The sequence below is a fragment of the Aquiflexum gelatinilyticum genome (assembly GCF_024813435.1).
In the GTDB taxonomy this organism is placed as follows: Bacteria; Bacteroidota; Bacteroidia; order Cytophagales; family Cyclobacteriaceae; genus Cognataquiflexum; species Cognataquiflexum gelatinilyticum.
Map to the genome: position 1 here is coordinate 13,895 of NZ_JANAEZ010000009.1, position 15,147 is coordinate 29,041.

At 39.4% G+C, this 15,147-nt stretch carries 10 protein-coding genes; all 10 read left to right on the forward strand.

Translation table 11 applies throughout. The features are described from left to right. The first annotated feature begins 198 nt into the window (after positions 1-198). Complete coding sequence (locus NK987_RS17435) at positions 199-1,812, forward strand: type I restriction-modification system subunit M (protein ID WP_259264900.1); 1,614 nt, start codon at positions 199-201, stop codon at positions 1,810-1,812. Continuing rightward, entirely contained in the window at positions 1,796-2,953 is a 1,158-nt protein-coding gene (locus NK987_RS17440) for a restriction endonuclease subunit S (RefSeq protein ID WP_259264901.1), read from the forward strand. Before NK987_RS17435 ends, NK987_RS17440 begins: the two co-directional genes overlap by 17 nt. 7 nt (positions 2,954-2,960) lie before the next feature. Then, positions 2,961-5,195 carry an AAA family ATPase gene (locus NK987_RS17445; RefSeq protein ID WP_259264902.1) on the forward strand — a complete coding sequence of 745 codons (2,235 nt, stop codon included), beginning with the start codon at positions 2,961-2,963 and terminating at the stop codon, positions 5,193-5,195. 32 nt (positions 5,196-5,227) lie between these two features. Continuing rightward, the gene (locus NK987_RS17450) at positions 5,228-6,286 is read left to right on the forward strand and encodes a bacteriophage abortive infection AbiH family protein (protein WP_259264903.1); all 1,059 of its coding nucleotides are present in this window, start codon (positions 5,228-5,230) and stop codon (positions 6,284-6,286) included. A gap of 87 nt (positions 6,287-6,373) precedes the next feature. Next, a complete protein-coding gene (locus NK987_RS17455; protein ID WP_259264904.1) occupies positions 6,374-6,511 on the forward strand; it encodes a virulence RhuM family protein in 138 nt (45 codons plus the stop codon). 12 nt (positions 6,512-6,523) lie between these two features. Beyond that, positions 6,524-6,742, forward strand: coding sequence for a virulence RhuM family protein (locus tag NK987_RS17460; protein ID WP_259264905.1), 219 nt, complete (start codon positions 6,524-6,526; stop codon positions 6,740-6,742). Positions 6,743-7,041: 299 nt separating this feature from the next. Further along, on the forward strand, positions 7,042-7,767 hold the full coding sequence (locus tag NK987_RS17465) for a DUF6088 family protein (RefSeq protein ID WP_259264906.1): 726 nt from the start codon (positions 7,042-7,044) through the stop codon (positions 7,765-7,767). Continuing rightward, complete coding sequence (locus tag NK987_RS17470; RefSeq protein WP_259264907.1) at positions 7,764-8,747, forward strand: nucleotidyl transferase AbiEii/AbiGii toxin family protein; 984 nt, start codon at positions 7,764-7,766, stop codon at positions 8,745-8,747. The genes NK987_RS17465 and NK987_RS17470 overlap by 4 nt, the downstream gene beginning before the upstream one ends. Beyond that, positions 8,748-11,990, forward strand: a complete 3,243-nt coding sequence (locus NK987_RS17475) for a type I restriction endonuclease subunit R (RefSeq protein ID WP_259264908.1) — start codon at positions 8,748-8,750, stop codon at positions 11,988-11,990. 1,258 nt (positions 11,991-13,248) lie between these two features. Then, positions 13,249-15,111, forward strand: a complete 1,863-nt coding sequence (locus NK987_RS17480) for a tetratricopeptide repeat protein (protein WP_259264909.1) — start codon at positions 13,249-13,251, stop codon at positions 15,109-15,111. The last annotated feature ends 36 nt before the right edge of the window (positions 15,112-15,147 follow it).

Consider the following 15,147-nt stretch of genomic DNA (forward strand, 5'->3'; position numbering starts at 1 on the left):
TGCCTCCAACCCTTTACGCTAGGTGAAGGTATTGCCAATTTGTTATAGGATGTCTACTGATATTTCCCTCCTCTTCTGTTTAAAATTCCTTTTTAAGCATTCCTTTTTATTAAAAATACCCTGATCACGGGATAGGATTAAAGGTAGTAAATCGACTAAATTAGCAGAATACAAATCTGTGACCAATAAGTAAAGATAATGCCCAAACTAAAGGAAGATCCCGCCAACAAAGCCACGGGAAAAGTAAAAGTATCCAAGCAAATCCAAGATAAGCCCATTGAAGTCACCCTATGGGATGCTGCCAATAAACTGAGAGGCAGCGTAGAACCTGCCGAATACAAACACGTCGTATTGAGTCTGATATTTTTGAAGTTTGCCAGCGACAAGTTTGAGGACCACCGCGCCAAACTGATCGCTGAAGGCAAAGAGAAATACATAGAAATGCCCGATTTCTACAATATGAGCAATGTCTTCTTTTTGGAAGAAAATAGCCGTTGGGGTTTTCTGATCAAAAAGTCAAAGCAAAATGACATTGCCCTCCTCATAGACACTGCCCTGCATACCATTGAGAAAAACAACAAAGCGCTGAAAGGTGCCTTGCCCGATAATTACTTTTCCCGCTTGGGGCTAGACATTACCAAGCTTGCTTCCCTTCTAGACACTATCAATGACATCGATACCCTCAAGGACCCCAAGCAGGATGTGGTAGGCAAAGTGTATGAATACTTCCTATCCAAGTTTGCGCTTGCCGAAGGAAAGGGCAAAGGGGAATTTTATACACCCAAGAGCATTGTCAACCTGATAGCAGAAATGATCGAACCCTACAAAGGGATTATCTATGACCCGGCATGTGGTTCGGGAGGTATGTTTGTGCAGTCCATCAAGTTTATCGAAGCACACCACGGCAATAAAAAAGAGGTTTCGATCTATGGACAGGAATACACCAACACCACCTACAAACTGGCCAAGATGAACCTGGCTATACGGGGTATCAGCGGTAATCTGGGAGAAAAAGCTGCGGATACTTTTGCCGACGACCAACATAAGGACCTGAAGGCAGACTTTATCATGGCAAACCCTCCTTTCAACCAAAAAGACTGGCGGGCAGAAAATGAACTGAAAGACGATCCAAGATGGAGAGGCTATGATGTGCCGCCAAAAAGTAACGCCAATTATGGATGGATTTTGAATATGGTATCGAAGCTATCCGAAAACGGGATCGCGGGTTTTATCCTGGCTAACGGTGCACTCAGTGGCGGAGGTGAAGAATACAAAATCCGCAGGAAACTGGTTGAAAATAATCTGGTGGAAGCGATTTTGGTATTGCCACGAAATCTGTTTTATACCACTGATATCAGCGTAACCCTTTGGATAGTCAACAAGAATAAAAGAGCCCAAGTAAAAACTGTAGGCGATGAAACCCGAATGTACCGCGACCGGGAGAAAGAAATCCTTTTTATGGATTTGCGACAAATGGGGGAACCTTTTGAAAAGAAATACACCCAATTTTCAGATGATGACATCCAAAAAGTGACGAGCACTTTCCACCAATGGCAGGCCGAGTCGGATTCTGTTTTTGAAAACATCCCCGAATTCTGTTATTCCGCATCCTTCGAAGAAGTCGTCAAAAAAGATTTCTCCCTAGTTCCAAGCAAATACATTGAATTTGTAAACCGGGACGAGAACATTGATTTTGATGAAAAGATGAATACCCTGCAAAGTGAGTTTGCAGACCTGCTAAAGGCCGAAGCCGATTCCAAAAATGATTTACTAGCCGTATTTAAAGAATTGGGTTATGAAATCAAACTATAAACCATTGGGTAAATTCATTCGGCTAGTCGATGAAAGGAATAGAGAATTAGAGGATTTGCCCTTAATGGGTCTGAGTGTTTCAAAGGTATTTTTTCCCACCATAGCAAATCTTGTCGGAACTGACATGTCTACATATAAAATTGTTTATAAAAATCAGTTTACCTATATCGCAGATACCTCAAGACGTGGGGATAAAATTGCAATTGCTCTCAATGAGAAGTATGACAAAATGCTTGTTTCGCAAGCCTATACCCCATTTGAGGTTAGTGACTCCAATGAGCTTGATCCGGAATATTTGATGATGTGGTTTCGCAGACCGGAGTTTGACAGGTATGCAAGGTTTAAAAGTCACGGAAGCGCAAGGGAAATTTTCGATTGGGAAGAAATGTGCAATACCCTCCTGCCCATTCCCTCCATCACCAAACAAAGAGAAATCGTCAAGGAATACAATGTCATCCAAAACCGGATTGCCCTCAACCAACAACTCATCCAAAAACTCGAAGAAACCGCACAGGCGATATATAGGGAGTGGTTTGTGGAAGGAATAGATATGGAGAATTTGCCTGAGGGGTGGAATATTAGATCAGTTTATGAAACCACAAACTTCATTAATGGTGCTCCATTTAAAGAAAGCGATTTTGATATTAAAAAAGCTGGATTGCCAATCATAAAAATAGCTGAATTAAAAAATGGTATTGGAGGACAGACTGATTTTACATTAAAACAACTTGTTGATAAGTATAAAATTACGAATGGAGATATGCTTTATTCTTGGTCTGGTAATCCTGAAACAAGTTTAGAAGTATTTAAATGGTTTGGAGGAGATGCTTTGTTAAATCAGCACATTTTCAAATTAGAGTTTGAAAAGCAACATAGTAAGTTCTTTGTGTATTATTTGCTCAAAGAATTAAAAAGAGAGTTTGTCAGACTTGCAGAGGGCAAACAAACAACCGGGTTAGGACATGTTACAATAGCTGACCTAAAGGAACTCACAATTCCATATCCGTCTAAACAGGATTTGAAAAAGTTTGAAAATATTATAATACCGTTTTATGAATATGATTCAATTCTTATTAAAGAAAACCAAAAGCTAACGGAATTGAAAGAATTGCTTCTTTCGAGGTTGGCGACAGCAGAATAATTAAGTTATGATAACATCTATCAACATAAAAAATATAGCTACTTATGACCCTGTAAATGGGGTAAACATAGATGGGTTAAAAAAAGTAAACTTTATCTATGGGGCTAATGGTTGCGGCAAAACCACACTATCAAACTTTCTGCAAAATCCAGCTGACGGAAAATTTACCCATTGCAGTGTTAATTGGAAAAACGAAGCACCATTGAAAGCTTTGGTTTATAACAAAGAATTTAGAGAACAAAACTTTGGAAATGGTAAACTAAACGGAGTGTTTACACTTGGTCAGGCTACAACAACAGAAATAAAGGTAATTGAGGATAAAACAGAAGAATTAAAAGTCATAAAATCTGATGGAGTAAAAAAGCGAGAAACGCTAAATACTCAAAAACAAAAGAAGGAAGATTTAGAAAAAGAGTTTACCGAAAGTAGTTGGAAGAAAATTTATAAGAAGTATGATAACGAATTCAAAGAAGCCTTTGTGGGTTCAATGAAATCTGGAGAGTTATTCAAAAATAGGTTGTTACAAGAGTTTGCGAATAATACAGCTACTTTGAAAACAGTGGAAGAATTAAGAGAAAAAGCAACAACTATTTTTGGAGAAGTTCCTCAAAATATATCACCGATAAATACCATTAACTACGACAGAATACTTGATATTGAATTAGAACCTGTTTGGAATAAAATAATTGTTGGTAAGGCAGATGTGGACATTGCCAAATTAATTCAAAAACTGAATATCAACGATTGGGTAAATCAAGGAAGAAGTTATATTCAAGAAGATGATGATACTTGTCCTTTTTGTCAGCAACCAACCATTAAAGAAGATTTTAAAATTCAGTTGGAAAATTGGTTTGATGAAACCTACTTAAACGATATTAAAGCAGTAAAAGAACTGAAGCAGGAATACAATTCATTGAGTCAAAATCTCATCAATGAATTAAATGGTATTGAAACAAATCAAAAGAATGTTAGAGACACAAAACTGAATGTCGATAAATTTTCAGCCTATCTTAAAACTCTGATAAGTCAGAATACAACTAATAGCGAATTTTTAAACAATAAAATCAAAGAGCCGAGCAGAAGCATTGAATTAGTTTCTCTAAAAGAACAACTGGATTTAATCGCAGACTTAATCACAAATGCAAATACTGAAATCAAAAAGCACAACGATATAGTTGCCAATTTTAATACTGAAAAAAGTAATTTGATAAAATCAATATGGAAATTCATTATTGAAGAATTCAGAACTGATATTGCTAAATTTAATTCAGATAAAACAGGTTTGGAAACAGGTATAACAGCTTTACAAACACAGTTAACTGCAAAGTTGACTGAATTCTCTAAATTAAACGCTGAAATCCAAAACCTAAGTAAAAACGTTACCAGTATTCAGCCAACAATAGATGAAATAAACCGACTTCTAAAATCCTATGGTTTTTTAAACTTTGAAATTGTTCCCACCGCAGAAAAAGGATTTTATCAGATACAACGTGAAGATGGTGAAATTGCTGAAGCTACTTTAAGCGAAGGAGAAATTACCTTTATTACATTTTTGTATTTTCTGCAAAGGGCAAAGGGAGGAGAAACTGAAGAGTCTGTAAACGAAGAAAGGATTTTAGTAATTGATGATCCTATTTCTAGCTTAGATAGCAATGTATTATTTGTAGTTAGCACATTGATTAAGGAAATAATTAAAAACGTAAAATCAGATGTTGGCAAAATCAAACAGATAATCCTGCTAACCCACAATGTGTATTTTCATAAGGAGGTTTCTTATGAGGGATTGAACAGGAAGGGAGAAAAATCTCAATTCTGGATTTTACGTAAGAATAACAAAATTTCTACCATTCATTTTTATGGATTAAATAATCCAATACAATCATCTTATGAATTGCTTTGGCGCGAAATAAAAGAGTGGGAAAATAATTCAGGTATTACCATTCAAAATACATTGAGGCGAATCCTTGAAAACTATTTCAGCATATTAGGAAGCAAGCGTGATGATGTTTTAATCAATAAGTTTTCAAGTCAAGAAGAAAGAGAAATTTGCAGGTCTTTATTAAGCTGGGCAAATGAGGGTTCTCATACATTGCCTGATGATTTATTTATTGAAGCACCAAACGGAACAATTACCAAATACTTAGAAGTGTTTAAAAATATATTTAGCCACACTGAAAATATTGGTCATTATAATATGATGATGGGAATTGGCGAAGAAATTACAGAAGAATTTGAAGCTTAGATCTCATTTCTAATGAACAGACTAAATAAATTATGGCGATAAAAGTTAATACAAATACTCTGTATATAACAGGTAACGGTTTTGACCTTCACCATAAACTTGATACTTATTATTCTACCTTTGGTTTGTTCCTTCGTGATAATCATTCCGACATTTATGATTACTTCTTAAACTATTTTGGCTTTCCTGACTTAGACGAAGATGACCCAGATAGTTTGGAAGACCCATTGTGGTCCCAATTTGAAGCCAACTTAGCAACTTTAGATATTGACGAAGTTTTGGACGACCATGCTCAGTTTTCTGCCAATCCTGGCAGTGATGATTTTAGTGATGGAGATTGGGACACCATCGCAGTTTATGTTAGCCAAATCAGAGACGACTTGACTATAAAAATGTTGGATTTGTTCAAGGAATTTATTCTGAATGTTTCATATCCTGATAAAAGTGGCTTAAACATATTGAACCTTGATAGAAATGCAATCTTTTTCAATTTTAATTACTCAAAATCTCTCGAACATTATTACAAAATACCACAAAGTAGAATTCTTTATATCCATAACAGGGCTGAGAGTAAAGATAATCTGATTTTGGGTCACGGAATGGACCCGAAAAAATTTGAAAAGGAAGACCCAAAACCGCCGACAGGTTTAAATGAAGAAGAATTAGACCAATGGGAAGAAGCACAATCAGATATTTTTGATTTTTCTCTAGAAAGGGGACGAGATGAACTAATTCAATATTTTTCAAAATCATTTAAGGCGACTTCTTTACTTATTGAAAAAAACAAAGGCTTTTTCAATTCCTTAAAATCAATTCGTGAAGTTTTTGTTCTTGGTCATTCTCTGGCAGAAGTTGACAAAGAATATTTTGACGAGATATTGAAATCCATTAGCAATAATGCTGTTTGGATAGTTTCCTATCGTAATCCTAATGAAAAGGAAGCTCGGATAAAAAGATTGAATGCATTTGGTATAAAAAATATACAAATCATTTTGGTTCAAATGACTGATTTACGTCCTGAATTTTGGAGTAAAATAAAATTAACCTTGAGAATTGCTTTATCAGTATTAAGAAATACAATAAGAATTTAGTAAATGAAATTCACTGAAGGGAAATTGGAAGCGGTATTTACCGAGTTGTTAGGACAATTCAATTACCAGATGATCTTTATATAAAATATGAACAGCGACATCCTTATCTACCAAAACGCAGACGGCAATATCAAAATTGATGTTCGGCTGGAGGAAGATACTGTCTGGCTTACTCAGGCACAGATGGGGCAATTGTTTGGTAAAGACAAGCGGACTATTTCATAACATATTGTGAATGTGTTCAAAGAAGGAGAATTAGACGAAAAAGTGGCTGTCCGGAAATTCCGGATAACCACTCCACATGGTGCTATTGCAGGAAAGACGCAGGAAGTCGAAGTGAATGGCTACAATCTGGATGTTATCATTTCAGTTGGTTACCGGGTCAAATCCCCTCAGGGTACACAATTCCGCATTTGGGCTACGCAGCGCAACGTCATAGAAGAAAGTTTAATTTAGATCGAGGCTGATATTAAAAAAATGGGGAAAGCAAAGAAATGAAATTCTCAGAAGGAAAGTTGGAGAGTGCTTTTACCGAGTTGTTGGGGATGGAATAATTGTCAAGTTTTTCACGTAAAAAACTTGACATTACTATTTCTCGAAAAAAATTAAAGTATAGATATTCGCAAATAGTGGGCAATTTTTTGGTAGCACTAACTTCGAAACGAAGTTAGTGCTATCGAATCAAATTTCAAAATGTCCAGTTTTTTTGCTAATAAACTGGACAAATTAGCCATCTTTGCATTACCCTAAAAAAGATGAAAACAGCTGAATACATAGCATTTACCATAGATAGACTTCCTAAGGGCTATGTATTCACCTATGCTGACTTTACCACAGAGGTGAACCAAAAAGAAGCGGTCATAAAAGCCCTAAACCGTATGGTGACATCCGGTAAGATTGTCAAGATGTCCAAAGGGAAATACTACAAACCGGAGAACACCCCATTTGGCAATCTTCAACCCAATCAGGCGCAAGTAGTAAAAGACTTATTGGAAGAAAACGGAAAAATAACGGGCTATCTCACAGGTTACAGCATTTACAATCAATTGGGCCTGACCACGCAGGTAAGCAATACTATACAAATCGGTAAAAACCAGGTCCGCCCCAATTTTAAAAGAGAACGTTATACGATTGCTTTTGTAAAGCAAAAAAACACCATCACCAAAGAGAATATTCCTTTGTTGCAGTTACTGGATGCTATTCGCTACATCAAAAAAATACCTGATGCCAATGTGGAAGCATCCTGCAAGCGATTTTTAGAAATTATCAAAACCTTTGCGGACAAAGAAATCAACACTTTGGTTCGCTTGGCTTTGAAATATCCGCCTTCGGCAAGGGCCTTATTAGGTGCTTTGTTAGCGCAATTGCAACAAGAAAAAGCAGCAGAACCACTTTACAAGTCATTGAACCCGATAACCAAGTATAAGCTAACAGGTGCAGCGAAGGCAATATCCACTACCGAAAAATGGAATATCGTATGAAGCTGCACGAAAACAAAACCTTATTCAGACAAGCGGTTCAGTTTACGGCTGACCAAATGAAAATACCTGCCATCTATGTAGAAAAAGACTATTGGGTTACGTATGCTTTGTTTACCATTTTCACCCATGAAATTGGCAAAGACACAGTATTTAAGGGCGGAACAGCACTATCCAAGTGTTACCAAATGATTGAGCGCTTTTCCGAAGATATTGACTTGGTGGTATTGAGGCGTGAAGGAGAATCAAACAACATGTTGACCACCAAAATCAGAAAAATCAGTGATATAGTTAGTACAGTTTTACCCGAAGTCAATATTAAGGGAGTAACCCATAAAATGGGAATGAACCGCAAAACAGCACATGCTTACAATAGAGAATTTAGAGGTGATTTTGGACAAGTCAGAGATGCAATAGTGGTAGAATCCACTTGGCTAGGATATCACGAACCATACACCACCAAAAGCATTGTTTCATTTGTTGGTCAAATGATGATGGACAATAACCAATCTGATTTTGCAAAAGAAAACGGACTGCTTCCTTTTGATTTGCTGGTTTTAGAACCCATAAGAACCATTTGTGAAAAGATTATGAGTTTAGTCCGTTTTTCTTATACTGAAAACCCGATAGAAGATTTAAAGAAAAAAATCAGACATACTTACGATTTACATCAGTTATTACAGCAGGCGGAATTTTCAAAATTTCTTCATTCAGAGGCTTTTGATAGCATGCTGTTGAAAGTAGCTAATGATGACGTGGCAAGTTTTAAAAACAACAATAAATGGTTGATTTATCATCCCAATGAGGCACTTATTTTTAAAAACCTGGAAAATGTCTGGGCTGAACTGAAAACAGTCTATAATGGTGACTTTAAAAACCTATTATATGGAGAATTGCCCAAAGAAGAATCCGTTTTGGAAATTTTAAAAATGATTCAGGAAAGAATGAAAGCGATTTCTTGGACTATAAAAATTGAAGGCTAAATGAAATTCACTGAAGGAAAGTTGGAAAGTGCTTTTACCGAGTTGTTGGGTATGGAAGGATATCCCCAACATTTGGGCATTACCCTTTCCCGTCAGCCTGATGAGGTCTTGATCGAGGAGGATTTGATAAGCTTTCTTTTGGAGCAATACAGCCCCCAAGGCATTACGGTAAACGAAACCAAATCCATTGTTCTCCAACTCAAATCCCTTTCCTCCTCTGACCTGTACGAAAGCAACAAAACATTTTTGAGGATGCTTTCGGATGGTTTTATCCTCAAAAGAGAAGACCGCAGCCAAAAGGACATTTACATCCAACTGATTGATTACAGCGGCTTGGATAGCCAACGCCAAGCTGATGCAAGTGAACTGATATCCATAGCCGGAGAGGATGTTGAAAAAAACTTCAGCTTTGATGAAAAGGCCCCGTATCAAAGTGACAATAACATCTATAAGTTTGTCACCCAATTTGAAATCTTTGGGTCGGAAAAACGTATTCCGGACGGCATTGTTTATGTGAACGGTTTGCCGCTTGTGGTCATCGAATTTAAAAGTGCGATCCGGGAAGAAGCTACGGTGTACGATGCCTTTAAACAATTGACTGTCCGATACCGCAGAGACATTCCGGAGCTATTTAAGTACAATGCCTTTTGCGTCCTGAGTGACGGGGTCAATAATAAAGCAGGTTCTTTCTTTGCTCCTTATGAGTTTTTCTATGCCTGGCGTAGAGTTGCCGGTTTGGCCAAAGATGTTGACGGCATTGACAGTATGTACACGCTCATTCAGGGCATGTTTGATAAGAACCGTTTCCGGGATATCCTCCGCAACTTTATTTACATTCCTGACAGCTCTAAGAAAAACGAGAAAATTGTATGTCGCTACCCCCAGTACTATGCGGCAAGGGCATTGTATAATCATATTAAATTGGCACAAAAGCCTCATGGTAGCGGAAAAGGAGGGACTTATTTTGGGGCGACGGGTTGCGGAAAGAGTTTTACCATGCTCTACCTCACGCGGTTGCTGATGAAAAGTGAATATTTTGAGAGTCCCACCATTGTGCTGATAACTGACCGCACCGACCTGGACGATCAGCTTGCGGGACAGTTTACCAATGCCAAGAAATTTATCGGGGACAATACCATCATCAGTGTCGAAAGCAGGGCCAATCTCCGGGAATTATTGGAAGGCAGACAAAGCGGTGGCGTTTTTTTAACTACCATCCACAAGTTTACAGAAGATACCTTATTGCTGACAGATCGGACCAATGTAATCTGCATCTCCGATGAAGCCCACCGCAGTCAGGTGAACCTGGACCAAAAAGTAAAAGTAACTGAGAAAGGAGTTACCAAGACTTTTGGTTTCGCCAAGTATTTACACGATTCCTTGCCCAATGCCACTTTTGTAGGTTTCACCGGTACACCCATTGATGCGACGCTGGATGTTTTTGGCAAGGTGGTGGATGCCTACACCATGACCGAATCGGTGAAAGATGAAATCACAGTGCGGATTGTATATGAAGGTCGGGCGGCCAAGGTATTGCTGAACAATTCCAAACTCAAAGAGATTGAGGCATATTACGCCAAGTGTGCTGAAGTCGGGAGCAACGAAAATCAGATAGAGCAGAGCAAAAAAGAAATGGCGCAGATGTATGCCATAATCGGCGATCCTGCCCGTTTGCAAGCTGTTGCCGAGGATTTTGTAACCCATTATGAAAACAGGGTTTCCGAAGGTTCGACTGTCAAAGGCAAAGCCATGTTTGTGTGCAGCACAAGGGAAATCGCCTATGAGCTGTATAAAAATATCATAGCCCTGCGGCCCGAGTGGAATGAGGTACTGGCAGCGGCAGAGGGAGAAGTTCTTAGCGAAAAGGATCTGAGAGAACTGAAACCCATCGAGCGCATAAAAATGATCATGACCCGGGGCAAAGATGATGAGGAAGATTTTTACAATTTACTTGGCACCTCCGACCACCGCAAGGAACTGGACAGGCAATTCAAAAACGAAAAGTCCAACTTCAAGATTGCTATCGTGGTGGATATGTGGCTGACGGGATTTGATGTGCCCTTTTTGGATAGCATCTATATTGATAAACCGATTCAGAGGCATAACCTGATTCAGACCATTTCAAGGGTAAACCGCAAGTTTGAAGGAAAAAACAAAGGCTTGGTGGTGGATTATATCGGTATCAAAAAGCAAATGAATCTGGCTTTGAAGCAATACAGTGAAGGCGACAAAGACAACTTTGAGGACATTGCCGAATCCATTATCATCGTCAGGAATCATTTAGACTTATTGGCTAAACTGTTACATACTTTCGACAGCTCCAAATATTTCCATGGAACTACCATTCAGCAATTGCATACTTTGAATCTGGCAGCTGAATATGTTCAAAAGACCAAGGATTTTGAGACGCGTTTTATGGGTTTGGTGAAGCGGCTAAAGGCTGCTTATGATATCTGTGCAGGAAGTGAACAATTGAAACAGGCAGAAAGAGACTATACCCATTTCTATCTGGCGGTGAGGTCTATTGTCTTCAAATTGACCAAAGGCAATGCTCCCGATACCGCCCAAATGAATGCCAAGGTGAGGGAAATGATCAAAGATGCATTGCAAAGTGATGGGGTGGAAGAAATATTCAAACTCGGCGATGAGGAAGAAACCGAGCAGGATATTTTTGATGAAGATTACCTGGCAAAGATTGACAAAATCAAGTTGCCCAATACCAAAATCAAATTGCTACAGCAGCTCCTTGCCAAAGTGATCAAGGAAATGAAAAAGGTAAACCGGGTCAAAGGGATTGACTTCAGCAAAAAAATGCAGGACCTAGTGGACCGGTATAATCTAAGGGATGAAGCTGATATTTTGAGAAGTGAGGTATATGAGGAAATGGCGGAAGCGCTTACCAATATGATTTGGGAAGTTCACCGGGAATTCTCAGCCGGAGATGCCTTGGGAATTGACTTTGAGGAAAAGGCATTTTACGATATCCTGAAGGAATTGTGTGTGAAGTATGACTTCAACTATCCTGAGGACAAATTGATAGAATTGGCTAAGGCAGTGAAAGACCTTGTGGATGGGCAGGCCAAGTTCCCGGATTGGAATAAGCGGGATGATATAAAGTCAGCTTTGAAGGTGGGGTTGATTTTGTTGCTGGATGAATTTGGTTATCCCCCTGTAGAGAGAGACGAAGTCTATGTGGAGATTTTTGAGCAAGCGGAGAATTTTAAAAAGAATCAGGGGAGGTAAAGGATGTGGATTATCCCAAAACAGTCATTCGAAATTGGAAGATGTCCCCACCATTTCGGTAATGAGGATTCTCATTCTTAGGAGATTCGTGACCGAAATGCCCCACCTATTGCTTTTTTTAACCATGGGCTGTGGTGCAGGGAGATTTGTTAGAATATGAAAATCAGAGAAGCACCTTACCCATGGCTATCAAGATTTCGCCCCGATGGGGCTTTTGCCCAGAGGCTCCAGAACCTCCTTCTTAATACAAATTCTACCATGAAACACTAGTGAGGTGGATCTATGCCATTTTTTACCATGGGCTGCGGTGCATAGGGATTCTTGCACCTTACCCAAGGCTAGTCATATTTCGCCCCGATAGGGCTTACTTTATCAGACACTTTTAGGGAAGGGAGTATCCCTACTAAATGATTGCCGTTTGGTTTAGGATTCCATTACACATCTCTCTAAACCAAATCCCTATTGTTTCGACAAAAGTCCCCCTTCAGGGGGATTAGGGGGCAAAAAAATGGTAGATTTCTCGACCCAGTCAATACTTGGAGTCTATTGAGGTAAAGGGAAAATAATTTAACGCAGCCGCGCAGAGGAAAGAAATTATGAGTTGGTAATTTGGAATGGATTCTAGCCCCTCCCCGACCCTCCCCAAAAAGGGAGGGAAAATCCCTAATAACTTGATTTAACCGTTGAGTTTAGGATTCCATTACACATCTATCTCAACCAAATTCCTATTGTTTCGACAAAAGTCCCTTTCAGGGGGATTAGGGGGCAAAACCTTCGCGACCCATTGCGAAACCTTGGAGTCCATTGCGGTTTAAAAATATTTCCTCACGCAGAGGCGGAGAGAATAAAGATGTTTGTGGAGACACTAACATGGGCGAAAGAAATAACATCAATTGTTGATTTTAACCATGGGTTGCAATGCGAAGAGATAATTTGAATTATGAAAAGCAGTGTAGCATCTTACCCATGGCAACCTAGATTTTGCACGGATGGAGCTGCGGGTCTACCCCCCTATCCTTTGAAGTTTTTTATGTTTTGATGAAAATGCTCCAATCATTTCTCTTTTGGTAATTCCTATGAAAAAAAACCTCACCGAAAAATCTTATCCTACCCATTCCAGTCCTTTCAGCACCAGGTTTGGATGGTCTTGTTTATAATTACGGAGGCAATTTTTGTGGCTGTCCTAACTTGACAAGGTTTGATTTTTGCTCATTTTCGATTAGATTTTAGAAATTATTGAGATTTGAGAAGGTTAAATATGCATGGGCGGTGTTTTTTTGGTTGTTTTTGGATACTCCTCCTCTCTCCCATTTTTGAGGTAAAATCACAAAATCCCGACAGCCTGCTTGCGGTCTACCATACCGATCTGGAAGGCCAAGCCAAGCTTTCCGTACTTCATCAATTGTTCCTTTCCTACCTTAACAATGACCCGGTAAAAGCGGCTGAATATGCCAAAGCACAACTTGTATATGCTGAAAGTATCAGTGACCTGACAGGGATCGGGATGGCATATTATAACTTTGGAGTACTGGCAAACAACAGGAATCAGTTTGATTCAGCTGCCTATTGGTATCAGGAAGCACTTGGTTTTTTTGAAGAGGCCGATAATCCTGAGAAAATAGTCCTTGTTAGGTATGGCTTGGCGATTCTTGCCTATTATGAAGGAGATTACCCGGCTGCTTTGGATTTGTTGGAGGACAATGTCCGTCTGACCCTAGGGACCCAGCCTGATTCATCCGAATTAGGTGATGAATACCACCTGATGGGATTGATCCATATGCGGAAAGGTAATTTGAATATTGCCCTTTCAGAAGCGTTGAAGTCACTGAGGATTTTTCAAAATGCCGGAAATCAGGTCGGGGTTGCAGATGCGTATAATTCCCTCGGTGGGATCGAAAGCAGTTTGGGAAACTTCCAAAAATCCATTGACTACAATCGGCTTTCCCTGAAAATCTATCAGGAAAGAAACGACAAGATATATGAAGCCCAGGCTTTAAATGATATCGGTAACAACTTCTTTTATCTCGGGCAATATGATGAAGCGGTTTCCCATCTCCTTGAGAGTGCTGCGCTTTCGAGACAACTTGAATTCAAAGACCTAGAGGCTACTGCCTATACCAACCTTGGAAAAACCTATACCGCTCAAAAGGAATATGAACAGGCCATTGAAATTCTTTTGGAGGGGCTAAAACTGGTGGAAGAAACGCAAACGCCCATCAAAATCGTAGAAATTTGCAATGCCTTGGGGCAGGCTTATCAGGGTTTACAAAATCATGGAATGGCGATTCGGTACTTTGACTGGTCCATAGAACTGGCATTCCAAAATGGTTTTCTTGAAGCTTTGGGTGAAGGGTATCTGTTCCGGTCCATTTCAAATGAAAGTCTAAAAAACCTCCATGCTGCCTTTCAGGATTATAAAAAACATGCTGACTTGAAGGATTCAATCATGAATGTGGCTAAATCCAGACAAATTGAAGAGCTTCGTACCATTTTTGAGTTAGAAACTAAGGACAATGAAATCGGGATACAGCAGGCTGCCATCCAACTTCTTGAGCAGGAGGCACAAATCACCGCACTGCAGAAAGTACTTTTGGTTTCGGGATTGATCTCTTTGGTATTGGTGGCAGGCTTTGGGTGGTATGCCTTTCGGCAAAAGATGAAAAAAACAGAGCTTGCCAAGAAGCAAATGGATGCGGCCCTGCATTACAAATCAAGGGAACTCACGACGCAGGCTTTGCACCTTGCCAAAAAGAATGAGACGCTGGTCAATCTGAAAGAAATTGCCCAAAGAGGCAAGGAAACCGACAGTACTGAAGGCTATCACAAGCTGATCCAAACCATCAGTTCAGACCTAAGGGAAGATCGGGGCTGGGATACCTTTGCCGGTTTTTTTGAAGAGGTTCACCCCGATTTTTTTTCTAAGGCAGCAGCTTCCTGTCCCGGTCTTTCCCCCAATGATTACCGGCTGATGGCATTGATTAAAATGAATCTTTCCTCAAAGGAAATTGCCAATATCCTTTGTATTTCGATTCCGGGAATCAAAAAAGCCCGTCAGCGGCTCCGCAAAAAGTTGGGACTGGATACCGGAGATTCTTTGGAGGAGGTTATCATGAGGCTTTAAAATAGGGATTTACTTGGGTTTTAGCTCTCAGTATAC